We start from the raw sequence: 25,429 nt of genomic DNA, 5'->3' as shown, positions 1-25,429 counted from the left end.
CACGCCAAAAATCTCCTGCTCGTCACGAGGCAGGCAACCGCAAATAATGAACACCCCGCCGTTGTTGCGATCCATTTAGAAAGCGCTCCATGCAGGTGCCGCCGCCACTTCAGCCTATGGCAACGCGCGATAAATTAGTGGACATTTAGCGCCATGAATCTGGAGAGAAACCCATGAGCAAAAAAGTTGCAGTGATCCTGTCCGGCAGCGGCGTGTACGACGGCGCCGAAATCCATGAAAGCGTCATCACCCTCCTGCGCCTGGATCAACGCGGCGCACAGGTGCAATGCTTCGCGCCGAACATCGCGCAATTGCATGTGATCAATCACCTGACCGGTGAAGAAATGCCCGAAACGCGCAACGTGCTGGTGGAGTCGGCGCGCATTGCCCGCGGCAACATCAAGGACATCCGCGAGGCCGACGTCGATGACTTCGACGCGCTGATCGTACCTGGCGGTTTTGGTGCCGCGAAAAACCTCTCGAACTTCGCCGTTGAAGGCGCCGGCTGCACGGTGCAGCCTGAAGTGCTGGCCTTGGCGGAAGCATTTGCCGAAGCGGGCAAACCGGTGGGTCTGATGTGCATCTCGCCGGCGCTGGCAGCGAAGATCTACGGCCCGGGCGTGACCTGCACCATCGGCAACGATGCCGACACCGCCACCGCGATGAACAAGATGGGCGCCAGCCACGAAGACTGCGCGGTGACCGACATCATCGAAGACAAGGCACGCAAACTGGTGACGACCCCGGCTTACATGCTGGCGCAGAACATCAGTGAAGCGGCTTCGGGGATCAACAAACTGGTGGATCGCGTTCTCGAACTGACTCACGAGAACGATGTTTGATCTCTGACCGCATGCGGAGCGAGATGTGGGAGCGGGCTTGCTCGCGAAAGCGGTGTGTCATTCAAATCAATGTTGTCTGATTCGACGCCTTCGCGAGCAAGCCCGCTCCCACAAGGGAATGGTGATTATTTCAGGGTTTGCGGGTCAGGCGCGTCAGGATGCGGTCCAGCGCATTGGCAAACGCCTGCTTCTCGCGCTCGCCAAAAGGTGCCGGACCGCCGCTGATCTGGCCCTGCTCACGCAGGTCGGTGAACAGGTTGCGCACCGCCAGCCGCTCGCCCATGTTCTGCGCATCGAACTCCTTGCCGCGCGGGTCCAGCGCTGCCACCCCCTTCTTCACCAGACGATCGGCTAGCGGAATATCGCTGCAGATCACCAGTTCACCAGGCACCGCGTGCTCGACCAGATAATCGTCCGCCGCATCCGGACCGCTGGGCACCACGATCAGTTTGACGATGGCCAGCCCCGGCTTGGTCTGCGGCTGCCCGGCCACCAGCACCACTTCGAACTGGCGCTTGAGGGCGAACTTCACCACCAGATCCTTGGCGGCCCGAGGGCAGGCGTCGGCATCGATCCATACACGCATGATTTTTTCCTCTTCAAAAAAGCATCGCGGGCAAGCCCGCTCCCACAAGGTTAACGCTAAACCTGTGGGAGCGTGGCTTGCCCGCGAATGTGAGCGCAGCGAATGCTGTTAAGCAGTGACCCGCTTCTTCTCCGCGATCCGACTCCGCCCGTACAGCACAACAATCGCCAGAATCGCCACGGCCTGAGCCGTCAGCGAATAGGCGTCGGCGTGAATCCCCAGCCAGTCGAATTCAAAGAACGCCACCGGTCGCGTGCCGAAGATCCCGGCTTCCTGCAGCGCTTTCACGCCATGCCCGGCGAACACCACCGACAAGGCACAGAGCAGACCGGCGTTGATGCTGAAGAACAGCGCCAGCGGCAGTTTCGCCGAACCGCGCAGGATCACCCAGGCCAGACCGATCAGCAGCACCAGTGCGGTCGCACCACCGGCCAGCACCGCGTCATGCCCGGCGGGGCCGGCCTGCAGCCACAGGGTTTCGTAGAACAGGATCACTTCGAACAGCTCGCGGTACACCGAGAAGAACGCGAGGATCGCAAAACCAAAGCGCCCGCCGCCGCCCACCAGACTCTGCTTGATGTAATCCTGCCAGGCCGCTGCGTGGCGCCGGTCGTGCATCCACACGCCGAGCCACAGCACCATGACGCTGGCGAACAGCGCCGTGGCGCCTTCGAGCAGTTCACGCTGCGAGCCGCTGACGTCGATCACGTACGCCGCCAGCGCCCAGGTGCCAAGACCGGCGAGCAGCGCCAGGCCCCAACCGATGTTGACGCTACGCACTGCCGACTGCTGGCCGGTGTTGCGCAGAAACGCGAGGATCGCCGCCAGCACCAGAATCGCTTCGAGACCTTCGCGCAGCAGAATCAGCAGGCCGGAGATAAAGCTCAGCGACCAGCTCAGACCATCGCTGCCGAGCAGTTCAGCAGACTCTTTCAACTTGCCCTTGGCCGCGTCCAGGCGCTGTTCGGCTTGCGCCACCGGCAAACCGTCCTGCAACGATTGACGGTAGGCCATCAGCGATTTTTCGGTGTCCTTGCGCACGTTGGCGTCGACGTTGTCCAGCGAGCTTTCGACCAGCTCGAAACCTTCCAGATACGCCGCCACCGACAGGTCGTAGGCCTGATCGTGCTCGCCGGCGCGGTACGCCGCCAGGCTCTTGTCCAGCGTGGCGGCGGTGTAATCGAGCAATTGCGCCGGGCCGCGTTTGACCTGCGGCGGTTGCGCGCGCTGGGCACGGAAGCTTGCGGCGACCTGCGGGCCTTCGGCGGCCTGCACCTCGGCCGGGGTCTGGCGCGCCAGATCGGCGATGTTGAAGGTCTTGTCAGACTTGGCCGCAGCCGGGTCGGCACTGAAACCGGCAATGTAGGTCGCCAGATCCCAACGCTGACGGTCGTCCAGTTGATCGGCGAAGGCCGGCATGTCGGTGCCTTCGACGCCTTGGCCGAGGGTGCTGTAGATCGCGTACAGGCTCAGGTGATCGATGCGTGCGGCATCGCGCAGATTGGCCGGTGGCGGCGTCATGCCGAGCCCCGCCGGGCCGTCACCGGCGCCGGTTTCACCGTGGCATACCGAGCAGTTCTGCGCGTACAGCGGCGCGCCCCGGGTCGGATCGGGAGTGATGATCGGCGCTTGGCTGACTTCATATGCTACCGCCAGTTTCGCCCCCAGTTGTCGGGCCTGACGCGCGACCTCGGCGCCGTCCTGTTTCGCGGTGATGGCGGCGTGCAGAGCCTCGACACCCTGCTCCAGCTCAGCCTTCTCCGGTTTGGCCGGCAGACCGCCGATCAGCCCTTGCAGCACCTGGGTGAATTCCAGTTGCTCGCGGTATTCGCCGTCGTCGACGACCTTGCCCGCCTCGACCGTCGGCGGATAGTCGGCGCTGATGTAATCGAGCAGGTGCAGCGCCTGCGGGGCGCCTTCCACGGTGTCGGCCAGCAGGTTGAAACTGCTCAGGGCAAACAGCGGGAACACCAGCCAGGCCAGGAATCGGGACGCGGCAGTCATGAATGAGTCTCAAATGGAAATGCGAAGTTACATATTGTTCACTTCGAACGCCTTTCACTCAAGCTTTGTCGACGTCTCGTGGCGTTTTAACGCAGCGCTGCGGCGCTGTTGCGGTAGTGCTCAAGCATGAATTCGACGAACACCTGCACCTTCAGCGCGACGTGCCGGGCATGCGGATAGAGCGCGTAATAGTGGCGCCGCCCAAGGCTGTAGTTGGGCAGGATTTGTACCAGCCGGCCGCTGAACAGATCGTCCTGCACCGTGGCCCGGGTGAACGCGGCGATGCCAACCCCGGCCAACGCGGCGGCGTGCAGCGAACTGATCGAATCGGCCTTGAACCGGCCCTGCACGCGCACGCTGGTGGTGGTGAGTCCACGCGTATCGGTCAGCACCCAGTCACTGCCACCGGCAAACGCCAGCAACTGCTGCTCGGCGAGTTCGCGCACCTGGCGCACCAGACCATTGCGCGCCACATACACAGGCGAAGCCACCAGCAACATGTCCGAGACAGTCAGCAACCGCGCCACCATGGATGAATCGGCCAAGGGTCCGCAGATGCGCAGAGCCACATCGAAACCCTCGGCGATCAGATCGACGAAACGGTCATCGCAGGACAGGTCCACTTCAATCTCGGGATAGCGCTGCTGAAACGCCGGCAACCAGCTCGCCAGTTCCAGCGTACCGATGACCATCGGTGCACTGATGCGCAGCACACCGCTGGGGCTTTCATGTGCCTGCCCCACCGCCAGTGCGGCTTGATCGAGGCGATCGAGAATGTCCACGCACGCCGCGTAATACTGCTGCCCTGCCGTGGTCAGGCTGAAACCTCGGGTGTTGCGATTGATCAGCCGCGTGCCCAGCTCGCTTTCCAGTTGCTGCAACTGCCGGGAGATGGTCGAGTGAGTGGTGTCGAGGCGCTCGGCAGCGGCGCTGAACCCGCGACACTCGACGATGCAACGAAACGCGCGCATGGCTTGCAGTTGATTCATTAAAGCCCCGGATCTGTTGAGCGCTGAGCGCGCAAGCCTAGCGCAATCCTTGTCCACCCGGCAGCAGCAAAGCGCCCCTATAATGCGTCACCTCCGTGCTTTTGCCGTTCAAGGAAGAACCCGTCTCCATGCGCCATTGCCTGCCGCTCTACCTGCTGCTTAGCCTCATCATGCAACTGAGTGGGTGCGCCGCTTACCGCAATTACGATCAGGAAATGCAGCAGACCATCGATCAGATGGCGCAGGGCAATCTCAACGAAGCGCTTTATCTGATGGAGCTGCACAATCCTTGGGAAGACAAGGATCTGCTGTATTTCATGGAACGCGGCGCGATCCTCAGCGCCGGCACCAACCTGCCAAAAAGCCAGGAAGCGTGGCGCAGTGCTGACCGGATGATTTTTCAGCGCGAAGAAGCCGTGCCTTCCGCAGGCATGAAGTTGCTGACCCGTTTCGGTAATGAAATGGGCACCATGCTGGTCAATGACAAGCTGCAGCGTTACGAAGGCTACGACTACGAAAAAGTCATGCTGACCACCGAAATGGCCCTCAACCAACTGGCGGAAAACGATTTCGACGGGGCCCGCGCCGACATCAAGAAAACCCACGAGCGCGAAACCCTGATCGCCCGCCAGCGGGAGCGGCAATACGAAGAGGCGCAAGAGCAAGCTACGCAACAGGGCATCACCTTGCACTACAAGGATCTGGAAGGCTATCCGGTGGCCATCCTCGATGCCCCGCAAGTGCTTGAGCTGAAGAACGGCTACCAGAGTGCATTCAGCCATTATCTGGCCGGCTTCACTTATGAAGCGCTGGGCGAACGCGCGCTCGCAGCGCCGGGGTATCGACAGGCGATCGAATTGCGCCCGGGCGTGCCGCTGCTCGAAAACGCTTTGCGCAACCTGGACAAGCCCGGACCGGCAGCCGATGAAAGCGAGATTCTGATCGTGGTCCAGGCCGGTTTCGCCCCGGCACGCAGCTCGGTGCAAGTGCCGATCCCGGTGCGGCTGAACGAAAACCTGACGATTGTTGCACCGATCTCGTTCCCGGTGATGGTGCCCGACACCCTCACACCTGGCGTGACCCAGGTCCTCGTCGACGGTAAAAAGCACCCATTGACCATGATTAACAGCGTGTCGGACATGGCCATTCGCACCTTGCGCGATGACATGCCGGCGATCATCTCTCGCGCCATGTTCCGCGCCAACATGGCCGCCATCAGCCAGGCGCAAAAGAACGAGCGCGATCCGTCCAAGGCGTCGTTGGTGGTGACCGATCCTGATCCTTTTGAAGAGGCTGACACTAGAACCTGGCGCACGCTGCCGGACAAAACCCTGGTCGCCCGTCTGCGCCTGAAAAAAGGCCTGCACCGCGTGCGCTTTCCGTATTTTCGTGCAGAAGACGGGTTCACGGTACGCGTCGACCACAGCCATCAAGTGTTCAACCTGCGGGTATTCATGGGCCAGAACTATTACGTCGGATCCGCATTGGTCCTGCCCGAAACGCCATGAACGAAAGGTGTCAGATAAAGCAGAGGAGTAATGGCACCAAACTAACAAGTGCAATTAAAAAGCTATTACATGGCCAGCATCGCCCGCTTATAATGCCGCGCCCGCGCTATAGCAACGCGGCATAAAAGCTCCTCTGGTTATGAGGAATTGGCAGGAGGCCAGCGCCACTGTCGATGGGTCACACCAGCCCGACCAGCACCGGCGGCTGATGCAGTTACTAGCTCAGGGAAGAAGTACCCCCATGGCATTGCGCACTCCCACCTTGATCGCGCTCAGCGCGGTTACTCTGCTGTCCGGCTGTTCAGCGTTTCGCAACTACGATTCGGAACTGGCCCAGACCAACCAGCAACTGGCCACCGGCAACGTCGACGCCGCGCTGAGCCTGCTGGAAAAGAACAACACCGGTCCGGACAAAGACCTGCTCTATTACTTCGAGAAAGGTGAGTTGCTGCGCGCCAAGGGCGACCTGTCCGGCAGCCAGAACGCCTGGACCAGCGCCGATCAGGTGGTTGGCCAGTGGGAAGATTCGGTCAAGCTCGACACCGGTAAATACCTGGCTCAGTTCGGCAGCTTCCTGGTCAACGACAAGGTGCGTCGCTACGAAGGCTACGACTACGAAAAAGTCATGTTGACCACGCAGATGGCCCTCAACCTGCTGGCGGTCAATGACTTCGACGGCGCCCGCACCGCGATCAAGAAGACTCACGAACGTGAAGCGGTGATCGCCGACCTGCGCGACAAGGAATACTTCAAGAGTGAGGAAGAGGCCGAGAAAGAAGGCATCAAGACTCAGTACAAGGATCTGCAAGGCTACCCGGTCGCCAGCCTCGATGCGCCAGAAGTGGTCAGTCTGAAAAACAGCTACCAGAGTGCGTTCAGCCATTACCTGGCCGGTTTCGTCTACGAAGCCCTGGGCGAGAAAGACCTGGCTGCGCCGGGCTACCGCAAGGCGGCCGAACTGCGCCCGAACACGCCGCTGCTGGAGCAGGCGCTGGTCAACCTCGACAAGCCGAGCAAGTCCGACGACAGCGACATCCTGATCGTGGTGCAAAGTGGTCTGGCACCCTCGCGTGATTCGATCCGCGTGCCGCTGCCATTGCCGATCTCCAACAACGTGGTGATCACCCCGCTGTCGTTCCCGATCATCAAGCCTGACACCTCTACCGCACCGTTCACGCAGATTGGCGTCGATGGCCAGCAAGTCAGCCTGACCGCCCTCAACAGCACCACCGCCATGTCCCGTCGCGCCCTGCGCGATGACATGCCAGGGATCATCGTGCGCACCACCGTGCGCGCAATCACCAAAGGCGTGGCGCAGAAGAAGATCAACGAAACCAACCCGCTGGCCGGTCTGGCCGTGGGTATTTCTTCAGCTGTGCTGGAAGGTGCCGATACCCGTACGTGGCGCACCCTGCCGGACAACACCCAAGTGGTGCGTCTGCGCTTGAAGAAAGGCGAGCACCAAGTCAGTCTGCCGAGCGCCGTCGGCGGTTCGCTGGTCAAGGTCACCGTCGATCAGCGTTATCAAGTGATCAGCCTGCGTGCCGTGGGCAATCAGGTATTTGCCGGCGGCGTCGCCGCCCATGTCATCCCGAGCGCCGGCGCGACCAACGTCGCCAGCCTCAAACAACCTTAAGAACGGAGTCTTTGCATGCGCTTGAAACTCTTCGCCGTCGCCGCTCTCGCCATCCTGGCCAGCGGCTGCGCCACCCCGCCACCACCGGAGCCGGGCAGCGCCGCGAGCAAGGTCGTGGCCATGGGCCCGCAGAAGCACATTGCGGTCGGCGCCATGCGCGTCGCCCGAGAGAACGGCTTCATGACCGTCAATGTGCAGTTGACCAACACCCTCAACAGCAACAAGACGTTCTACTACCGCTTCGCCTGGCTCGGCCCGGAAGGTTTCCCGATCGCCGAGGAAGAAGTCTGGAAGAGCCAGATGATGTACGGCGCTCAGACCAGCTTCATCCAGGGCATCGCCCCGACCCCGAAAGCCGTGGATTTCCGTCTCGAACTCAAGACGCCTTAAGTCCGCCACCCTATTCCTGTTTTAGAGAGCATTCCCATGTTTGCACGCTTTTCCCTGATCGCTGTCCTCGCCCTGCTGGCTTCCGGTTGCGCCAACACCTCGCCGACCCTGGGCAGCAAAAACATCAGCTACGGCGACACCAAAGCGGTTGAAACCGTGACCAACGAATTCGGTTCGACCGACCTGCAAATGATCGCCGAATCGATGACCCGCTCGCTGGCCCAGTCCGGCATTCTGCAGGGCCGCCCAGTGGTGCAGGTCTACGACGTGAAGAACAAGACCAGCGAATACATCGATACCCGCGAAATCACCACCAGCATCAAGACTCAGCTGATGAAGTCCGGCACCGCCCGTTTCGCCAGCGACAACACCGCGATGCAGAGCCAGGTCGATCAGCTCAAGCTGCAGAACCAGAGCGGCCTGTACAAGAAGAGCACCGTGGCCAAGACCGGCAACATGATCGCCGCCAAGTACCGTCTGGAAGGCTCGATCAGCTCGATCGTCAAGCGCAGCAGCGACTACAAGGACGTCTTCTACAAATTCAGCCTGCAACTGATCGACGTCGAAAGCGGTCTGGCCGAGTGGATGGACGAAAAAGAGATCCGCAAAACCACGGAGCGTTAATTGATGCGCGCATGGATTGGCATGATGGCCCTGGCTTGCGCGTTCAGCGTGCAAGCGGCCCCGAAAGTGGCGGTAACGGATCTGGCGTATCAGGAGCGCGTGGAGCAGTACATCCACATCGTTTCGGCGCAGAACAATTACCGCGAGGGTTACTACAGCTCCAGTGGTTCGTCGAACTACAACGAGCTGGAAGCGACCACCAGCTACATCGAACAAGGTGAGCTGCGTAAATTCACCGGCGACATCAAGGGCGAGATCCTCCGCACCGGGATGTTCCAGCTGGTGCAGGGCACGCCGTACACCGCGTCGTCCAAGGGTGACGTGTACGACGTGATCAAGCGCATCAAGGCCGGCAGCTTCAAGGGTGCCGACTACGTGCTGTTCGGCACCGTGTCGGACATCGACTTCACCCAGGACATGAACGAGCTGGCGCACACCGACAGCTATTCGGCGGTGCTGGGCCTGACGCTGGTGGCGGATTTCAGCCTGATCAACACCAAGACCTACGAAATCACCTCGGCCTTCACGGCGATGGGCGAAGCGCAGGACACCAAACTGGTGAATGGCCGCGACATCAAGATTTCGTTGAACCGCCCACGGGTGGTGCGTGAGGTATCGAAAGCGCTGGGTGAGGACGTGGCCGGGCAACTGAGCATGCAGCTCGGTGGCGCTGGTTACGAGCAGCCGCGCGAAGCGCCGCAGCGCAACAACTTGCCGCGTGATACCGCGCCGGTGATTTTGCACTGACTCTTGGCTGAACGCGTTCTGTGGCGAGGGAGCTTGCTCCCGCTGGGCTGCGAAGCAGACCCAAAAGCTTGTGAGCGCTACGCACTCAAGCGGGAGCAAGCTCCCTCGCCACAATTGCGCGTCACTCCAAAGTCTTGGCGGATAAAAAAGGCGACCTCATCAGGTCGCCTTTTTTGTGCCGGCAGGTTTTACACCGCCGCTTTACGCAACGTCGCCATAAATGCCGCCGCACCAATGAACAGCCCGGCAAACGTGCGGTTCATGCGTTTCTGCTGCTGCGGTGTACGCAACAGACGCAGCACCTTGGACGCCAGTCCGGTGTAGCCGGCCATGACAATCAGATCCACGCAGATCATGGTCGCACCGATCACCACATACTGAATCAGCAACGGTGCGTGGGGATTGATGAACTGCGGCAGCACCGCCAGCATGAACACCAGTGCCTTGGGGTTGCTGATGTTGACCAGGAAGCCGCGAAACACCAGCGCCAGCGGTTTGCCGATCGGCCGTACCGCCGCGTCATCGCTCATGTCCATGGGCAGCGCACGCCATTGCTTGATCGCCAGATAGACCAGATACGCCACACCGAACCATTTGATCGCGTGGAATGCGGTGGCCGAGGCGGTGAGGATCGCGCCGACACCGGCGCCGACAATCGCAATCTGTACCGCCAGGCCGATCTGCAGGCCGAGGGCGTTCCAGTAACCGCGCCAGAAACCGTATTGCAGACCGCTGGACATCGACGCAATGGCGCCCGCGCCCGGGGACAGACTGATCACCCAGCAGGCGGCAAAGAATGCCAGCCATGTTTGAAGCTCCATCGCACACCTCGACTCTGAATCGTGACAGACGTCAAAGCTAATGCGCTTTGGCGCGGATGACTACCGATTTTTGCTGGAGGGTTCGGGCGCGGCTGATGGCCTCTTCGCGAGCAAGCCCGCTCCCACATTGGATTTGTGTCAATCACAGATCCAATGTGGGAGCGGGCTTGCTCGCGAAGGCGTCAGATCAGACGCCCGAGGACTACTTCTCGAAACCGCTGGAAGGAAACACATCGCTGCCACGCCAGCGCCGCACCGAACGCTGGAAGAACAGGCTGTTCGGCACTTGCACCATGGCGCTGCCCGTCCCGAGCTCCTCGGCTTCGATCAACGTGGTGTAGAGCAGATTGATCGCCACCACCCGGCCTTTGACACCCGGCTTGTCGGTGGTGTCCACCAGCTCGACCACATCGCCCAGGCGGAACGGGCCGACGGTGAAGATCAGAATCGCGCAAAGCAGGTTCGACAGCACACTCCACATCGCGAAGAACGCCACCGCCGCCACCGCGACGAAACCCGACAGCGCCGTCCACAGCACCGTGGCCGACACCCCGAGGCGTTCCAGCACAAAGATCAGCGCGCTGCCCATGATCAGCCAGCGCAGACCGCCCCGCAGGGGCATCAGCAACTGCGGCGGAAACGGATAGCGCTCGCCCAGGCGGGTGAGGAATCGAGCGACGACACGTTGAGCGAAGTAGCCGGCCAGCAGGATCAGCAGAATCTGCACGCCGAGCCAGATCGGCTCGACCCACACCGCCGGCAGCGGCAGCTTGAACGCTTCCATCAGGACAGCGCCTCCAGCTCCGCCTGCATGCTTTCCAGCGTTTCGAGTGCCTCCATCCACGCTTCTTCCAGCTCGGCTTCGCGCACTTTCAGCTTGGCCTGCTCTGCCAGCAGATCACGCAACTCGTTCTTGCGCGCCGGCTCGTAGATGTCGCTGTCACCGAGGCTGGCATCGACCTTGGCGAGTTTTTCGTGGAGCTTGCCCAGTTCGGCTTCGAGCTTGTCGGCCTCGCGCTTGTGCGGTGCCAGTTGCTGACGCAATGCAGCAGCGGCCTGGCGCTGGGCCTTTTTGTCGGTCTTGTCCGGGTTCACCGGGGTGTTGCTGACCGGCGCATTGCGTTGACGGTATTCCACCAGCCAGCGCGCGTAGTCTTCGAGGTCGCCATCGAACTCTTCTACCTTGCCGTCCGCGACCAGGTAGAAGTTGTCGGTGGTGCTCTTGAGCAAGTGCCGATCGTGAGACACCACCAATACCGCGCCGCTGAATTCCTGCAGCGCCATGGTCAGCGCCAGGCGCATTTCCAGGTCGAGGTGGTTGGTCGGTTCGTCGAGCAGCAACAGATTCGGCCGTTCCCAGGCGATCAATGCCAGCGCCAGACGCGCTTTCTCGCCACCGGAGAAATTCAGCACTGGCTCGTCAATGCGTGCGCCACGGAAATCGAAACCGCCGAGGAAGTCGCGCAGGGTCTGCTCGCGTTCGGTCGGCGCCAGACGCTGCAAGTGCAGCAGCGGGCTGGCCTTGGCATCCAGCGAGTCGAGCTGATGCTGGGCGAAGTAGCCAACCACGGTGTTTTCGCCACGGGTCAGACGCCCGGCCAGCGGCTCGAGCTCACCGGCGAGGTTCTTGATCAGGGTCGATTTACCGGCACCGTTCGGCCCGAGCAGACCGATCCGCGCACCCGGGGTCAGTTGCAGCTTGACCTTCTCCAGGATGGTTTTGTCGCCGTAACCCAGGCGCGCATCGGACAGGTCGATCAGCGGACTGGAGATCTTGGTCGATTCGCGAAACACGAAATCGAACGGTGAATCGACGTGGGCCGCCGACAGCTCTTCCATGCGCTCCAGGGCCTTGATCCGGCTCTGCGCCTGACGGGCCTTGGTGGCCTGAGCCTTGAAGCGGGCGATGTAGCTTTCCATGTGCGCACGTTGCGCCTGCTGCTTCTCGTAGGCCTGTTGCTGCTGGGCCAGACGTTCGGCACGGGCACGTTCGAACGCAGTGTAGCCGCCACGGTACAGGGTCAGTTTGCGCTGATCGACATGCGCCACGTGATCGACCACTTCATCGAGGAAGTCGCGGTCGTGGGAAATCAACAGCAAGGTGCCCGGATAGCTTTTCAGCCACTCTTCGAGCCAGATGATCGCGTCGAGATCCAGGTGGTTGGTCGGTTCGTCGAGCAGCAACAGGTCCGACGGACACATCAAGGCCTGCGCCAGGTTCAGACGCATCCGCCAGCCACCGGAGAAATCTCCTACCTGACGATCCATCTGCTCGTTGGTGAAACCGAGACCGGCCAGCAACTTGCGTGCCCGCGCATCGGCGGTATAGCCGTCGGCGCTGTCGAGTTCGGCGTGCAGGCGGGCCAGAGCCGTGCCATCGTGGGCCGCTTCGGCCACGGCGAGGTCACGTTGCACCTCACGTAGACGCAGGTCGCCATCGAGCACATAGTCGACCGCCAGGCGTTCGAGCGTGTCGACCTCCTGGCGCATGTGCGCGATCCGCCAGTCGGCCGGCAGCAGGCAATCGCCCGAGTCCGGGTGCAACTCGCCGCGCAGCAAGGCAAACAGGCTGGATTTGCCGGCGCCGTTGGCACCGATGAGGCCGGCTTTGTGGCCGGCGTGCAGGGTCAGCTCGGCGTCTTCTAGCAGACGTTGCGGGCCACGCTGTAAAGTCAGGTTCTGAAGTCGGATCATAATGGCGGCGGAGTCTACCAGCTTCGCTCACAACTGGCGCGAGTAGCACGATGTCCTCTGACCTGTGGAGCTTTTCCCTTGCCATCTACGCCCGACCGGGCGTGGAACCTGCTTGCCTGCAACTGCAAACGGCGGGGGCCAATGTCTGCCTGCTGCTGTGCGGTTTATGGCTGGAGCGGCGCGGCGCGGCCTGCGACGAACAGCGCGTGCAGCAGCTGAAAACGCTGGTGGGGCCGTGGGATGTGGAGGTGGTGCAGCCACTGCGTGCGTTGCGTACTCAGTGGAAAACCCTGGCCGAGGAAGATCCGGTGCTCAAGGGGCTGCGAGCACAAATGAAGGCGCTGGAGCTGGAAGCCGAACGGCATCTGCTGTGGCAACTGGAACAGGTTGCGCAGGATTGGCCGCGCGATGACGCATCAGCGTCGGGGGAGTGGCTGGAGAGTCTGACGGGATCGGCCGCCAGCCCGAACCGCGACGCGCTGCAAGTGCTGCGCGTCGCGGCAACCGGCACTTAGGAAGCGCTGGTCGGGTTGCTGCTGGCGCTCGACGCAGCGGCTGGCGTTGGCGCCGTCGTGGTGGTCGAGGTGGAAGCGGCTGGAGCAGGCGCGGCGGCGGCCGGCGCCGGAACGGCTGGCTTGGCGGCAGGTGCAGTCGCCGGCTTGGCGGCAGCTGGTTTGGCAACGGCCGGTTTTTTCGCGGCAGGTTTGGCAGCTGGCTTGGCGGCTGGTTTAGCGGCTGGCTTTGCGGCTACTGGTTTGGCGGCAGGCTTGGCTGCAGCGGTCGCAGGTTTTGCTGCTGCAGGTTTGGCAGCGGTTTTAGCAGCAGGCTTGGCCGCTGGTTTGGCAGCAACCTTGGCAGCAGGTTTTGCCGCGACTGGTTTGGCCGCAGTCTTGACTGCCGGTTTTGCCGCAGCGGTTTTCGCGGCAGGTTTGGCAGCCGGTTTTACCGCTACTTTGGCAGCTGGTTTAGCAGCAGCGGTTTTTGCCGGAGCGACTTTGCGCGCAGCAGGTTTTGCTGCTGGCTTGGCAGCCGGTTTGGCCGCTGCAGGTTTGGCAGCGGCAGTACGTGCGGCCGGTTTCGCAGCGCTCGCCGCAGCCGGTTTTTTCACTGCGGTTTTTGCAGCAGGTTTGGCGGCGGTTTTAGCCGGTGCCTTGGCTGCAGGTTTTGCCGCTGGTTTGGCCGCAGCAGTTTTCGCCGGGGCTTTCGCCGCAGCAGGTTTGGCTGGCGCTTTTTTCGCAGGCGCTGCTGCTGGTTTGGCGGCGCGGGAGGACAGCGCTTTGCCGGCGGCCTCTTGCACCCGGCCGACACCTTGGGCCAGTTTCAGGCTTTCCTGGGCATCGCGCTTGAGTTGCAGAATGTAGCCGCGAGTGTCGGACTGACGATCCTTCAACGCATCGAGCAGGTCTTCAAGTTCTTTGACGGCAGCCTTGGCCTTGTTCTGTGCCTTGGCTTTACCGGCAGCAGCGGCGTCCTGCAATTTGGTGCGGGACTTGTGCAGTTTTTCTTGCGCCTTGCCGCGTTGCTTTTCCAGTTTGGCGAGCAGTTTTTCAGCATCAGCCAAGGCTTGGGAGCAAGCGTTTTCCAAATGCTCGAGCAGGCTGCCCGAGAGTTGTTGGAGTAAGTGCAACGGAGTGTTTACAGGCTTCTTGGTGGCCGACATGGTTTACCTCCTGGCTGACGTGAGTGCGGCTCATACTAGACCTCTGCAGTTACCGCCGCTAGGTCATCTTGACAGTAACGAAACCGTTGCGTTGCAACGAAGCGAAAATGTTCTTCAACAAGTCAAAAGCAGTTCACCGTTGCAGACGTTCGCGCTGGCATAATCCACCGCAATTCAGGACGGAGAGTGCCCATGTCGCGCTACCTTTTTTTATCCCTCTGGATGATTTTTTCCGTGGCCCACGCCGACGAAAAAACCACCGCGAACGATGCTCACGATCTGGCTTACAGCCTCGGCGCCAGCCTCGGTGAGCGGCTGCGCCAAGAGGTGCCGCAATTGCAGATTCAGGCATTGGTCGACGGTTTGCAGCAGGCCTATCAAGGCAAGCCGCTGGCCCTGAGCGAAGCGCGGATCGAGCAGATCCTCGCCGATCACGAATCGCAAAACGCCGAACACGCGTCGCTGCCTTCCAGTGATGCTGCGATGGAAAACGAGCAGCGTTTTCTCACCGCCGAAAAAGCCAAACCGGGTGTGAAGGAACTGGCCGACGGCATCCTGCTGACCGAGCTGACACCGGGCACCGGTGCCAAGGCCGGCCCCGATGGAAAAGTCCAGGTGCTGTATGTCGGTCGGCTGCCGGATGGCACGGTGTTCGACCAGAACACTCAGCCGCAATGGTTCAGCCTCGACAGCGTAATAGCCGGCTGGCGTTCCGCGCTGCAGAACATGCCGGTGGGTGCCAAGTGGCGACTGGTGATTCCATCGGATCAGGCCTATGGCGCCGACGGTGCGGGCGATCTGATCGCGCCGTTCACACCGTTAGTGTTTGAAGTCGAATTGCGCGGTGCAACGAGCTGACCGACGCCGATTCGCCGGCATAAAAAAACGCGGTGCGCTTTCGGCGCATCGCGTTTTTTTTGCCTGAGAAAACCAATCAGGCCTGAGCGGTATCTTCTTCCTTGTGTGCCGTGTGCAGCACTTCAATAAGGCAGTCTTCCAGTTCGAAGCGTTCGTGCAGCAGGCCACCGAGCTCCTTGAATTTCTCCGCAACGCATTTGCCTTCGTCGCAAAGGTCGTTGAAGGCGAGGAGTTTTTCGGTGATGACGTCGATGCGCGGGTAGATTGTCTCGGCCAATTCCAGACCGCGCGTGTCACCGAACGCCTTGGCTTCACCGGTCAGCTGTTCGTAGATCTCGAAGTGCCCGGCCGAGACGTAATCGACCAGCACGCCGCAGAATTCCAGCAAGGGTTTACGGTTCTCGGACAGAGCCTGTGGTTTGTCACCCAACTTGTCGTAGGCACTGATCAGATCTTCACGCTCTTGCAACCAGCGGTCGATCAGCAGATGAACTCCACCCCAGCGTTCCTGAGCATTCTGACAACTTTCGAGCATGGCGATCTCTCTTCCCTTGTGGGTCATGCTGCTCTACACCCGCGCCCCTCTTCTGGCTGTTATCGCTTGGGGGCCGACCGGGCAGAGCGTCATCGAGCAACATAAATCCAATGACACGTGCGGGCCAGATTATGCCCGCACGCCTATGGCTTCAAGGTACGCAGGAGATAAAGTTCATACAAGTGTTTAATCCCTGACCAGCGTGCGGTGCGACGCTTCGCCGCTGAGCGGTCGCTGCAGAGCGCTCCAGACCAGCCGCAGCAATTGATAGACCGCCAGGATCGACATCGCCACAAAGAACAGCAGGCTCCATTCCGGGATGCTCAAATCGAACAGCGTCCAGGAAATTTCTGCGCAATCTACACCGCCCCTAAGCATCCGCAACGTTGCACACAACCACGGCAGGTTGCTGAACAACGCTTCGGCATCAGGCGCGCACCTCGTCATCTGCATCAACGGGTCACTCTGCAACAACACCTGTCGCCAGGCCGCCGTAGTCCCGCCCAGGCTCAGGCCAAGCGCGGCGACCCAGTACAGCGACAGGCCGACACGCCGTGGGCCGTGGACCGCCGCCAACCCGCAACAGAACGTCAGCAACGCCATGAAAAACCTTTGCGCCAGGCACAGGCTGCAGGGCGTCAGCCCGACCGCATACTCGAGATAATAGGAAGCTCCCAGGGCCATGGCCCCTGCAGTGAAAGCCGTGAAAAACAAGGAGCGTGAACAGGCCAACGACATGGCTTTTCCGTAACAGTGGAGACAGGCAGTTACGGTAGAGGAAAGCTTGTCAGCCTTTCAAGGCGGGGCCTTGGCGACAGTTCACCAGAAGTGTAGGGAAAACCCGACAGGTGCGAGAGGAATAGGTGTAGTCCGTTGTAGGACTTTGCCCAAGACGCCCGCCACAGGTAATTTTTCGCTCACTGAACGTTAACGAGGGAGCATGCTCCCTCGCGATATCAGGCGTGAACCGGCACCGGCAACGGCGCGGCCAGCAGACGCTCATCCAGCAATCCGAGACCTTCCTGGAACAGCTGGTTACTGCGCTCGGTGTCACCCAGTTGCGCAAGCAGACGCGCCAGCTCGGCGCAGGCTTCAGGGTTACGCTGCACTCGCAGACTGCTTTCCAGATAATCCCGTGCCTTGCCCCACAAGCTGGCTTGCAGACAGAGACGACCGAGGGTCAGCAACAGGCTCGGGTCAGCAGGATGTTCCTTGAGCCAACCTTCGGCGGTCTGCAACTGGCGCGCCGGATCGCTGCCGCGCACCAGGCCATACAGACGCGCGAGATGGCTGTCGTACTTGCGCTTGAGGGCACTGCGCAGGATTTCTTCAGCTTCGACCTGAGCACCCAACTGACGCAATTGCTCGGCGTAAGCCAGCACCAGCGCCGGCTCCTGACGCTGTGCGGAAGTCAATTGCTCCCAGGCACGAGTGAGTGACTGCAGACCGACCTTGCCGTCCTCGTCCCGATGCGCCGCCAGAGACAGGTTGTTGCCCCAGGCACGCCGCTCCAGTTCAGCCAGTTCGGCCGCAGGCAAAGCCTTGTCCTTGCGCAGCTCCGGCAACAGGCGAATCACCGCCGACCAGTCGCCGCGCTGCTGATGCAGACGCTGCAACTGTCGCAAGGTCTGCACGTTATGCGGATGTCGCTCGTGCATCGCCTGCAGGGTCACCAAGGCGCCGTCGGTATCACCACGATCGGTCTGCAACTGCGCATGACTCAAGGCAATCGCCAATTCGGCCTGCGGCTGGCGCTCCAGCGCACGTTCAAGCAGGTGATCACACTCTTCGTACTTGCCTTGTTCGTTGGCCGCGCGTGCCGCGCCGAGGTAATACAACAGCGGCTGGCGCTCGGCCTCGGCGGCGCGAGACAGATGACGTTGCGCGCTGGCCCAGCGACCTTCGGCCAGATCCAGCTGCCCGTGTTCGATGGCCACCTGCACCCGCCGGCTGCGGTTGCGGCGCGACCACGGATTGACCACGCCACTGGAGGCCATGACCAGCTCGACCAAGGCCTTGATCCCCCAGATCAGCAGCCACAACACCGCGATCAGGCCCAGCGTGGCCCACAGACTGGCCTCGTAGCGGAAGCTCTTGTAGGCAATCAACACGTACCCGGAGTGCTCGGCAATCGCCAGGCCCAGCGCCGCCGTCGCCGCGATCACCAGAAACACGATCACATACAGGCGTTTCATGGCGTGGTCTCCTGCGCGGTGTTGGCGGCAGGTTTGGCGAACGGTTTGACCGACTCTTCAGCGTTGACGTTACGGCGCTCCAGATAAGCCTGCACTGCACTCAGCGTGCCGGTCAGGTCCGGCGTCTTGACGGTGACCGGTTGCTTGCTCAGCTCGGCAACCTGTTCGAGCATGATTTTGCTCTGCGGATTGTCCGGGTTGAAATTGCCCGTGAGCACATCCCGCGCTTCGGTCAGTGCCTGGGTGTAGACCGGTGCCTGGCCATTGAGCGCCGCCCATTGCGCCTGCTCCAGCGCGAGACTCAGGGCAAGGCGCACCTGACTCAGGCTCTGCCCGGCCAGCAGTGGCTTCACATTCTTGTCGGCATTGAAATCGATGCGGATGTAACGCGACACCTGATCCCACCACTGCGCCCAGCGGCTGGCGCCATCGCCGTCAGCGGTCAGGCCCAGCAGCGACTCGCCGCGATCCTTGTACTCAGGCGCCAGCTCGGTCAGTTCGATGACCTGATCACGCAAGGCACCGATGCGCAGGAACAGCCCGGTGCGATCCGGCTGCTCGGTGCTGCGCAGCGCGACGAGGGTTTTCGCCACTTGCTCGCGGGCGGCGAACGAGCCGGGATCGTTCTGCTCACGCAGAATTTCGTCGGCACCCTGCACCAGCGCCTGGGCGCTGCTGATGTCCTGCAAGGCCGACAGACGCAGGCTGGCCAGACGCAGCAGATGCTCGGCCTCGGCCAGACGCCAGTCCTTGCGGCTGGCGCCGAGAACGGTTTCCAGACGCTGGTTGAGGCGCTGCTGATCCCCCTGCAGTTGCGTCACCAGACGCTGGCGCTCGGCGAGTTCATCGGCACCGGGCAGTTGCGCGAGGCGCTCGGTCAGGCGCTGTTCGTTGAGCTTGAGGCTCTGTGCCTGATCGTTCAGTGCCTGCACCTGGCCTGACTGTTGTGCGGTGTTGCTCTGCAGGTGACGCACCTGCCAGACACCCCAGCCACCGATCGCCACGCCGGCAGCGCCGAGCAACAGGGCGACAATGGCCAGTCCGTTGCCCCGGCGCGGCTCTTTGGCCGGCGGTGGAGTTTCAACCTGGGCATCGATCACAGGCTGGACATCATCTTTAGGCAAGGCTGTTTCGCTCACGTATCCATCCTTTGCATTAGAGAACGGGCACGGGATGCTCCCGTAACGCCGTCAGCAAAGCCGCGGCACTCGCGCCGCGGCAATCCACAACTGTTCGGGCCCCGGCGGCACGTGCCAGCTCGGCGACCCTTGGGCTTGGCACAAACAACGGCAACTGCGCAATTGACGGCCAGGCATCGCCGGCCATCTGGCGCAAGTGCTCGAAACCCTGTCCACTGCTGACCACCAGCCCGTTCAAGCGTTCCGCTGCAATGCGCCGCGGCAGCTCTTGCGGCGGGTAGGCCGGCAGGTCACGCCGATACAACTCCAGATACTCGACACTAGCACCAAGCGCGCGCAGGCGCTCGGCGAGCAGCTCGCGACCACCCTCGCCACGCAGGATCAGCACCTGCGCGCCGGGCCCTGTGACCGCCTCGCGCAGACGCGGCAATTGCAGCAGGGCTTCACTGTCATCGCCGTCGGCGGGACAGTGCACATCGAGACCGTGATCGCGAAGAATCTGCGCAGTCGCCGCACCGACGCTGAACCACGGCATCGACAGCGACTGAAGCCCATGAGCGTCTAGCAGATCAAGCGCAATCCGCGCCGCCGGCTTGCTGACCACGATGACCGCGCTGCAACCCGGCAGCTGCGCCAGCGCCTGACGTATCTTGTCAGAGACCGGCAGCGGCGCGATGTCCAGAAGCGGCAGGCAACTGCTGGAAATCCCCTGCCCGGCCAACACCGCGGCCAGCGCCGCACAGTCATCCGCAGGGCGCGTCAGCAGCAGGCGCCAGCCAGTCACTCGTGACCTGCCTCGCCATACACCGCTTTGAGAATGTCGTCGGCACCCTGACTGAGCAACGCTTCAGCGACCTGCACGCCCAACGCTTCGGCATTGGCACGCGGCGCACGCGCTTCGGCGCTGAGCAGCTTGCCACCGCTCGGCTCGCCCACCAGACCACGTAACCACAACTGCTCACCTTCAAGCACGGCGTAGCAAGCGATCGGCACCTGGCAGCCGCCATTCAAGTGTTTGTTGAGGGCACGTTCAGCGGTCACGCGTGAAGCGGTGTCGGCGTGGTGCAACGGCGCGAGCAAGGCGTGGATTTGCGTGTCGGCGCTGCGGCACTCGATGCCGACGGCGCCCTGACCACCGGCCGGCAGGCTGTCATCGACGCTGATGGCCGAGGTGATGCGGTCTTCAAAACCGAGACGGATCAGCCCGGCCGCCGCGAGGATGATCGCGTCGTACTCGCCGGCATCGAGCTTGGCCAGACGAGTGTTGACGTTACCGCGCAGGAAGCGGATTTCCAGATCAGGACGACGGGTCAGCAACTGCGCCTGTCGCCGCAGGCTGGAGGTGCCGACGATGGCGCCGGCAGGCAGCGCATCAAGGCTGGCGTAGGTATTGGAAACGAAAGCATCGCGCGGGTCTTCGCGTTCGCAGATACAGAACAGGCCAAGGCCTTCGGGGAAGTCCATCGGCACGTCTTTCATCGAATGCACGGCGATGTCGGCTTCGTTTTCCAGCAGTGCGGTTTCCAGCTCCTTGACGAACAGACCCTTGCCGCCGATTTTCGACAGCGGCGAGTCGAGCAGCTTGTCGCCGCGACTGACCATGGGCACCAACGTCACCAACAGACCCGGATGGGCCGCTTCCAGACGGGCTTTGACATATTCGGCCTGCCAGAGGGCCAGCGCACTTTTACGGGTGGCGATGCGGATTTCGCGAGAGGACATGGATCAATCCGTACTGAATAGATACGGCGGATAATAACAGCTCAGCCAAATCCACTTTGACTTGAATCAGAAACGGCGTGGCCTCCCTGGCCTGCAATGCCCGGTAGAAGAAAGTGCAACCGCGCGCGAAGGCCGCGTCAGAGGCCCTGCATCATCTTGCGCACACCGGCCACATGTCGACGACTGACGATCAGCGCATCACCATTGAGGCCTTTGAGGAACAGCTGGAAATGCCCCAGCGGCGTGCGTTGCAGACGTTCGATGCGGTCACGGGCGACCAACGCGTTGCGGTGGATACGCACAAAACGCTCGCCGAATTCGTCTTCGAGGGCTTTCAGCGGCTCATCCAGCAGCACCTCGCCGCTTTCATGGCGCAGGGTCACGTATTTGTGATCGGCAATGAAATAGACCACCTGATCCAGCGGGATCAGCTCGATGCCTTTGCGGGTGCGGGCGCTGATGTGACTGCGCGGGCCATTACCGCTTTCGGCGGCGGGACGGGTCAGGGCCGAGAGTTGCGCCCGGTTGGGACGTTCAGCCCGTTTCAGGGCGTCATGCAGATGTTCGGTTCGCACGGGTTTCACCACATAGCCCACGGCGCTGGCCTGCAGGGCTTCCACGGCAAATTCATCGGGGCCGGTGCAAAACACCACGGCCGGTGGCGTTTCGCGTTCGCACAGACGGGCAGCGACCTGCAGGCCATCGAGGCCCGGCATGCGGATATCGAGCAGCACGATATCCGGCTTGTGGCTGTCGATCAGCGCCAACGCCTCTTCGCCATTCGTGGCGCTGGGCTCCAGGACTGTATAACCCTCGAGCTCGCTTACCATTCGGCTTAGGCGCTCGCGAGCCAGTGGTTCGTCATCAACGATCAGGACATTCATATTGCGCTGGATTCCTGCGTGAGTCTCGCACAAGGATAGCGTAGACAGGTGAAGTGACGTCCGTCACCGCGATCCACGCTAAGACTAGCCCGAGCGCCAAAAAGTGCCGTACGTCGGCCAGCAATATTTGCCAGTGTCCGGGTCGTACTGCTCAAAGCCCGCTGTTTCCTGCGTTTTTCACGGGGTATGCCAAAGGACAAAACCACCCACCCCCTCTTCTTATAGTCGGCGTCCGGACCTTTGTGCGATCCGCAGTCGCGCCGACCCTTATGTCCAACTGTAGACGCTTGCCGGGCCGATATTGCTCAATCGAAAAATATCCTTGCGCAAATCCCCCGCAGACGGCGCCGACTATGAATGAGCAGATGAGAAAAAAACGTATCGACCGGTGTCAGCGACAGGATTGGCAACCCTGTTATTATCCGCGCCAGCGTTTCACGCCTTCTTTCTTCAAGCCGATACGAGCGAATTCATGAGCACTGACAAGACCAATCAGTCCTGGGGCGGCCGCTTCAGTGAACCCGTCGACGCCTTCGTCGCCCGCTTCACCGCCTCCGTCACCTTCGACCAGCGCCTGTATCGCCACGACATCATGGGCTCGATCGCCCACGCCACCATGCTGGCCAAGGTCGGCGTGCTGACCGATGCCGAGCGCGACAGCATCATCGACGGCCTGAAGACCATTCAGGGCGAAATCGAAGCCGGCCAGTTCGACTGGCGCGTCGACCTCGAAGACGTGCACATGAACATCGAAGCACGCCTGACCGATCGCATCGGCATCACCGGCAAGAAACTGCACACCGGGCGCAGCCGCAACGACCAGGTCGCCACCGACATCCGTCTGTGGCTGCGTGACGAAATCGACCTGATCCTGGCCGAGATCACCCGCCTGCAAAAAGGCCTGCTGGAGCAAGCCGAGCGTGAAGCGGCGAGCATCATGCCCGGCTTCACTCACCTGCAAACTGCTCAGCCAGTGACCTTCGGCCACCATATGCTGGCGTGGTTCGAAATGCTCAGCCGCGACTACGAGCGTCTGGTCGACTGCCGCAAGCGCACCAACCGCATGCCGCTGGGCAGCGCCGCGCTGGCCGGCACCACCTACCCGATCGATCGCGAATACACCGCGCAACTGCTGGGCTTCGACGCCGTGGGCGGCAACTCGCTGGACAACGTTTCCGATCGCGACTTCGCCATCGAATTCTGCTCGGCCGCCAGCATCGCGATGATGCACCTGTCGCGTTTCTCCGAAGAGCTGGTGCTGTGGACCAGCGCGCAGTTCCAGTTCATCGATCTGCCGGACCGCTTCTGCACCGGCAGCTCGATCATGCCGCAAAAGAAAAACCCGGACGTGCCGGAGCTGGTACGCGGCAAGACCGGTCGCGTATTCGGCGCCCTGATGGGCCTGCTGACCCTGATGAAAGGCCAGCCACTGGCCTACAACAAGGACAACCAGGAAGACAAGGAGCCGCTGTTCGACGCCGCCGACACCCTGCGCGATTCGCTGCGGGCGTTTGCCGACATGATCCCGGCGATCAAACCGAAACACGCGATCATGCGTGAAGCGGCCCTGCGTGGTTTCTCCACCGCCACCGACCTGGCGGACTACCTGGTACGCCGTGGCCTGCCGTTCCGTGACTGCCACGAAATCGTCGGTCACGCGGTGAAGTACGGCGTCGACACCGGCAAGGATCTGGCCGAGATGAGCCTGGAAGAACTGCGACAGTTCAGCGACCAGATCGAGCAGGACGTGTTCGCCGTGCTGACCCTGGAAGGCTCGGTGAATGCCCGTGACCATATCGGCGGGACTGCGCCGGCGCAGGTCAAGGCAGCGGTGGTTCGCGGTCAGGCCCTCATCGCCAGCCGCTAAGGTCAAAAGCTTCGCGAGCAAGCCCGCTCCCACAGTCTGGATTTGTTAATACAGTCCAAATGTGGGAGCGGGCTTGCTCGCGAATGCTGACTTCAGAACACTGCAAGATCTACTTCTTCGCTGCGATCATCGCCAAAAACGCCGGCATCGCCAATTCTTTGTCCGCCGCAATCTTCCGCACATGCGAATTCTGCTCAAGCCGCTCCAACAGCGCCTTGGCTTTCGGCATCTCTGCCAGCAAATCGATCCCGAACAGTTTCTGCCCGACCGCACACGCCAGCGGCACGCTGTACAGGAAATACAAATCCGCGATGCTCAAACTGTCGCCCGCCACGTACGGGGCGAATTTGCCGTGGCGGCCCAGCGCCGCGAAACCCAGCAACAGCTCGGCTTTGGTTTTCTCCTTGATCGCCTCCGGCACCGGCGAGCCGAAGAACGCTTCGCCATAGCAGGCGCGGCCCGGCAGTTCGATGTACAGCTCGATTTCCTTGGCGATCGCCAGCACCTGCGCCCGCTCGAATGGATCGCTCGGCAGCAGCGGCGTGCCCTTCTGGGTCTGCTCGAGGTATTCAAGGATGATCGCGGTTTCGTTGATGAAACCCGCCTCGACACCCAGCACCGGCACTTTGCCGCGTGGACTGATCGCCAATGATTCAGGCGTCGGCGTCGGGTAGAAGGTGACTTCTTCGAACGCCAGGCCCTTTTCCAGCAGCGCCAGCTTGACCATGTTGTAGTAGTTGCTGACAGCGAATCCGTAGAGCTTGAACATCACATAGCCTCCAGGCCGTGCGGGGTAGGCAGTCACTGTTTATAGATCGCCGGGCTCGATCCTGCCAGCAGCATCACGCCGCTGAATGCGGGTAAACTGGCGCCTTTCCTTGAGGAGCCTGCCATGAGCGAGCCGACTGACATCGACAATGATGAAGAAGAGTTCACCGAATCGACGCTGATCGAAGCGATCGAGAACCAGATCGAAAGCGACAACCCTCCAGCGTCCAAGGCAACCTTCAACAAGCTGACGCTGGTCGGTTACGAGCGTGATGACATCCTGAATCTGATGGCCCACGTGCTGGCCTACGAAATCGACGCGATGCTCGACGAAGACCGCGCGTTCAATACCGAGTGGTATGAAACCGCGCTGCGTGCATTGCCTGAGCTGCCACCCGAAAAACAGTAACTGCACAATTCCCCTGTGGGAGCGGGCTTGCTCGCGAAGACGGTGGATCAATCGACGAACAGGGCGACTGACCCAACGCCTTCGCGAGCAAGCCCGCTCCCACAAGGTTTGTAACGTATCCATCCAGCCATCTCTCCGGCCCCTACTACACTGGAATTCGCCTCAAGACAAAATCCCTGATCTGAGCACTGGACATGCCGCACAAGCGGGTTCACCTTAGGGGCGCTGTCGTCCAATTCCTAGAAAGTCTGGAGTCCTTATGTCGCTTACCCCTGAGTTGGTTGCCGAACTGGAAGTCCTCGCACTCTTCAACCTGGACAGTTCCCAGGAAGGTTTGAAAATTCATCAGACCGCTGCCCCGAAACATATCGCCGCCGCCAAACGCCTCTTCGAGAAAGAACTCACCGACCAGCCTGATGGCGGGTATCTGACCAGCCTGGGTCGCGATGCCGCGCAAAATGTGCAAACCGTGCTGACCATTCTGAGAGAGCAGGCAACCGCCTGATTTTTCCCGTCTTCGCCCACGGGAACTCCTGCCACGGGATTTCCGC

26 protein-coding genes are annotated in these 25,429 nt (G+C 61.5%); 11 read left to right on the top strand and 15 right to left on the bottom strand.

What is annotated here, in order from left to right; all coding sequences use genetic code 11:
• The first annotated feature begins 173 nt into the window (after positions 1 to 173).
• Positions 174 to 842 (top strand): isoprenoid biosynthesis glyoxalase ElbB, encoded by a 669-nt coding sequence (gene elbB / locus V3W27_RS02185; protein ID WP_330205815.1) that lies wholly within the window; start codon positions 174 to 176, stop codon positions 840 to 842.
• A 130-nt stretch (positions 843 to 972) separates the two neighbouring features.
• Here the strand turns inward: elbB and V3W27_RS02180 are convergent, their stop codons facing one another.
• The 3 genes from V3W27_RS02180 to V3W27_RS02170 form a co-directional block, all read right to left on the bottom strand.
• Positions 973 to 1,428 carry a YaiI/YqxD family protein gene (locus tag V3W27_RS02180; protein ID WP_098966204.1) on the bottom strand — a complete coding sequence of 152 codons (456 nt, stop codon included), beginning with the start codon at positions 1,426 to 1,428 and terminating at the stop codon, positions 973 to 975.
• A gap of 108 nt (positions 1,429 to 1,536) precedes the next feature.
• Complete coding sequence (locus tag V3W27_RS02175) at positions 1,537 to 3,432, bottom strand: FTR1 family protein (protein WP_330205814.1); 1,896 nt, start codon at positions 3,430 to 3,432, stop codon at positions 1,537 to 1,539.
• Between the two features lie 86 nt (positions 3,433 to 3,518).
• A complete protein-coding gene (locus V3W27_RS02170) occupies positions 3,519 to 4,421 on the bottom strand; it encodes a LysR family transcriptional regulator (protein WP_330205813.1) in 903 nt (300 codons plus the stop codon).
• Positions 4,422 to 4,549: 128 nt separating this feature from the next.
• Here V3W27_RS02170 and V3W27_RS02165 point away from each other — a divergent pair, with 128 nt between their 5' ends.
• From V3W27_RS02165 to V3W27_RS02145, 5 genes are all read left to right on the top strand, one after another.
• Positions 4,550 to 5,929 (top strand): COG3014 family protein, encoded by a 1,380-nt coding sequence (locus tag V3W27_RS02165; protein ID WP_330205934.1) that lies wholly within the window; start codon positions 4,550 to 4,552, stop codon positions 5,927 to 5,929.
• 241 nt (positions 5,930 to 6,170) lie between these two features.
• Complete coding sequence (locus V3W27_RS02160; RefSeq protein ID WP_330205812.1) at positions 6,171 to 7,565, top strand: COG3014 family protein; 1,395 nt, start codon at positions 6,171 to 6,173, stop codon at positions 7,563 to 7,565.
• 15 nt (positions 7,566 to 7,580) lie between these two features.
• Positions 7,581 to 7,955: a YcfL family protein gene (locus V3W27_RS02155; RefSeq protein ID WP_027610463.1), complete on the top strand. Its 375-nt coding sequence runs from the start codon at positions 7,581 to 7,583 to the stop codon at positions 7,953 to 7,955.
• A 36-nt stretch (positions 7,956 to 7,991) separates the two neighbouring features.
• Positions 7,992 to 8,579: a penicillin-binding protein activator LpoB gene (gene lpoB / locus V3W27_RS02150; RefSeq protein WP_003229365.1), complete on the top strand. Its 588-nt coding sequence runs from the start codon at positions 7,992 to 7,994 to the stop codon at positions 8,577 to 8,579.
• A 3-nt stretch (positions 8,580 to 8,582) separates the two neighbouring features.
• Positions 8,583 to 9,326, top strand: coding sequence for a penicillin-binding protein activator LpoB (locus V3W27_RS02145; protein ID WP_330205811.1), 744 nt, complete (start codon positions 8,583 to 8,585; stop codon positions 9,324 to 9,326).
• Positions 9,327 to 9,514: 188 nt separating this feature from the next.
• On the opposite strand, the gene V3W27_RS02140 is transcribed toward V3W27_RS02145, so the two are convergent.
• The 3 genes from V3W27_RS02140 to V3W27_RS02130 all read right to left on the bottom strand — a co-directional run bounded on the left by V3W27_RS02140 (position 9,515) and on the right by V3W27_RS02130 (position 12,841).
• Positions 9,515 to 10,147 carry a LysE family transporter gene (locus tag V3W27_RS02140; RefSeq protein WP_027610461.1) on the bottom strand — a complete coding sequence of 211 codons (633 nt, stop codon included), beginning with the start codon at positions 10,145 to 10,147 and terminating at the stop codon, positions 9,515 to 9,517.
• A 202-nt stretch (positions 10,148 to 10,349) separates the two neighbouring features.
• Positions 10,350 to 10,931 carry a mechanosensitive ion channel family protein gene (locus V3W27_RS02135; protein WP_098966213.1) on the bottom strand — a complete coding sequence of 194 codons (582 nt, stop codon included), beginning with the start codon at positions 10,929 to 10,931 and terminating at the stop codon, positions 10,350 to 10,352.
• On the bottom strand, positions 10,931 to 12,841 hold the full coding sequence (locus tag V3W27_RS02130; protein ID WP_027610459.1) for an ATP-binding cassette domain-containing protein: 1,911 nt from the start codon (positions 12,839 to 12,841) through the stop codon (positions 10,931 to 10,933). Before V3W27_RS02130 ends, V3W27_RS02135 begins: the two co-directional genes overlap by 1 nt.
• Before the next feature lie 50 nt (positions 12,842 to 12,891).
• Here V3W27_RS02130 and V3W27_RS02125 point away from each other — a divergent pair, with 50 nt between their 5' ends.
• Positions 12,892 to 13,356, top strand: a complete 465-nt coding sequence (locus V3W27_RS02125; RefSeq protein ID WP_027610458.1) for a TIGR02444 family protein — start codon at positions 12,892 to 12,894, stop codon at positions 13,354 to 13,356.
• Here V3W27_RS02125 and V3W27_RS02120 read toward each other — a convergent pair.
• On the bottom strand, positions 13,353 to 14,501 hold the full coding sequence (locus V3W27_RS02120; RefSeq protein ID WP_330205810.1) for an AlgP family protein: 1,149 nt from the start codon (positions 14,499 to 14,501) through the stop codon (positions 13,353 to 13,355). The genes V3W27_RS02125 and V3W27_RS02120 overlap by 4 nt on opposite strands.
• A gap of 192 nt (positions 14,502 to 14,693) precedes the next feature.
• Here V3W27_RS02120 and V3W27_RS02115 point away from each other — a divergent pair, with 192 nt between their 5' ends.
• A complete protein-coding gene (locus V3W27_RS02115; RefSeq protein WP_330205809.1) occupies positions 14,694 to 15,359 on the top strand; it encodes an FKBP-type peptidyl-prolyl cis-trans isomerase in 666 nt (221 codons plus the stop codon).
• A 76-nt stretch (positions 15,360 to 15,435) separates the two neighbouring features.
• On the opposite strand, the gene rsd is transcribed toward V3W27_RS02115, so the two are convergent.
• From rsd to V3W27_RS02080, 7 genes are all read right to left on the bottom strand, one after another.
• Complete coding sequence (rsd, locus tag V3W27_RS02110; protein ID WP_330205808.1) at positions 15,436 to 15,894, bottom strand: sigma D regulator; 459 nt, start codon at positions 15,892 to 15,894, stop codon at positions 15,436 to 15,438.
• A gap of 186 nt (positions 15,895 to 16,080) precedes the next feature.
• Positions 16,081 to 16,632: a disulfide bond formation protein B gene (locus V3W27_RS02105; protein ID WP_095137655.1), complete on the bottom strand. Its 552-nt coding sequence runs from the start codon at positions 16,630 to 16,632 to the stop codon at positions 16,081 to 16,083.
• Between the two features lie 218 nt (positions 16,633 to 16,850).
• Complete coding sequence (locus V3W27_RS02100) at positions 16,851 to 18,089, bottom strand: heme biosynthesis protein HemY (RefSeq protein ID WP_150370095.1); 1,239 nt, start codon at positions 18,087 to 18,089, stop codon at positions 16,851 to 16,853.
• Positions 18,086 to 19,228 (bottom strand): uroporphyrinogen-III C-methyltransferase, encoded by a 1,143-nt coding sequence (locus V3W27_RS02095; protein WP_027610452.1) that lies wholly within the window; start codon positions 19,226 to 19,228, stop codon positions 18,086 to 18,088. Before V3W27_RS02095 ends, V3W27_RS02100 begins: the two co-directional genes overlap by 4 nt.
• Before the next feature lie 16 nt (positions 19,229 to 19,244).
• Positions 19,245 to 20,012: a uroporphyrinogen-III synthase gene (locus V3W27_RS02090; RefSeq protein ID WP_330205807.1), complete on the bottom strand. Its 768-nt coding sequence runs from the start codon at positions 20,010 to 20,012 to the stop codon at positions 19,245 to 19,247.
• Positions 20,009 to 20,950: a hydroxymethylbilane synthase gene (hemC, locus tag V3W27_RS02085; RefSeq protein ID WP_135296820.1), complete on the bottom strand. Its 942-nt coding sequence runs from the start codon at positions 20,948 to 20,950 to the stop codon at positions 20,009 to 20,011. The genes V3W27_RS02090 and hemC overlap by 4 nt, the downstream gene beginning before the upstream one ends.
• Before the next feature lie 137 nt (positions 20,951 to 21,087).
• A complete protein-coding gene (locus tag V3W27_RS02080) occupies positions 21,088 to 21,834 on the bottom strand; it encodes a LytR/AlgR family response regulator transcription factor (RefSeq protein ID WP_003229385.1) in 747 nt (248 codons plus the stop codon).
• A gap of 472 nt (positions 21,835 to 22,306) precedes the next feature.
• Here V3W27_RS02080 and argH point away from each other — a divergent pair, with 472 nt between their 5' ends.
• A complete protein-coding gene (gene argH, locus V3W27_RS02075) occupies positions 22,307 to 23,701 on the top strand; it encodes an argininosuccinate lyase (RefSeq protein ID WP_027610449.1) in 1,395 nt (464 codons plus the stop codon).
• A 109-nt stretch (positions 23,702 to 23,810) separates the two neighbouring features.
• Here argH and V3W27_RS02070 read toward each other — a convergent pair whose 3' ends face one another.
• Positions 23,811 to 24,470 carry a glutathione S-transferase family protein gene (locus tag V3W27_RS02070; protein WP_330205806.1) on the bottom strand — a complete coding sequence of 220 codons (660 nt, stop codon included), beginning with the start codon at positions 24,468 to 24,470 and terminating at the stop codon, positions 23,811 to 23,813.
• 123 nt (positions 24,471 to 24,593) lie between these two features.
• Here V3W27_RS02070 and V3W27_RS02065 point away from each other — a divergent pair, with 123 nt between their 5' ends.
• Positions 24,594 to 24,878, top strand: a complete 285-nt coding sequence (locus V3W27_RS02065; protein ID WP_247267221.1) for a hypothetical protein — start codon at positions 24,594 to 24,596, stop codon at positions 24,876 to 24,878.
• A 259-nt stretch (positions 24,879 to 25,137) separates the two neighbouring features.
• Positions 25,138 to 25,383 (top strand): TIGR02647 family protein, encoded by a 246-nt coding sequence (locus tag V3W27_RS02060; RefSeq protein ID WP_007964531.1) that lies wholly within the window; start codon positions 25,138 to 25,140, stop codon positions 25,381 to 25,383.
• The last annotated feature ends 46 nt before the right edge of the window (positions 25,384 to 25,429 follow it).

Origin of the sequence: Pseudomonas sp. AM14(2022), from assembly GCF_036346455.1 — a bacterium.
Classification (GTDB): domain Bacteria; phylum Pseudomonadota; class Gammaproteobacteria; order Pseudomonadales; family Pseudomonadaceae; genus Aquipseudomonas; species Aquipseudomonas putida_A.
This window is presented reverse-complemented; position numbering and strand designations above follow the sequence as displayed.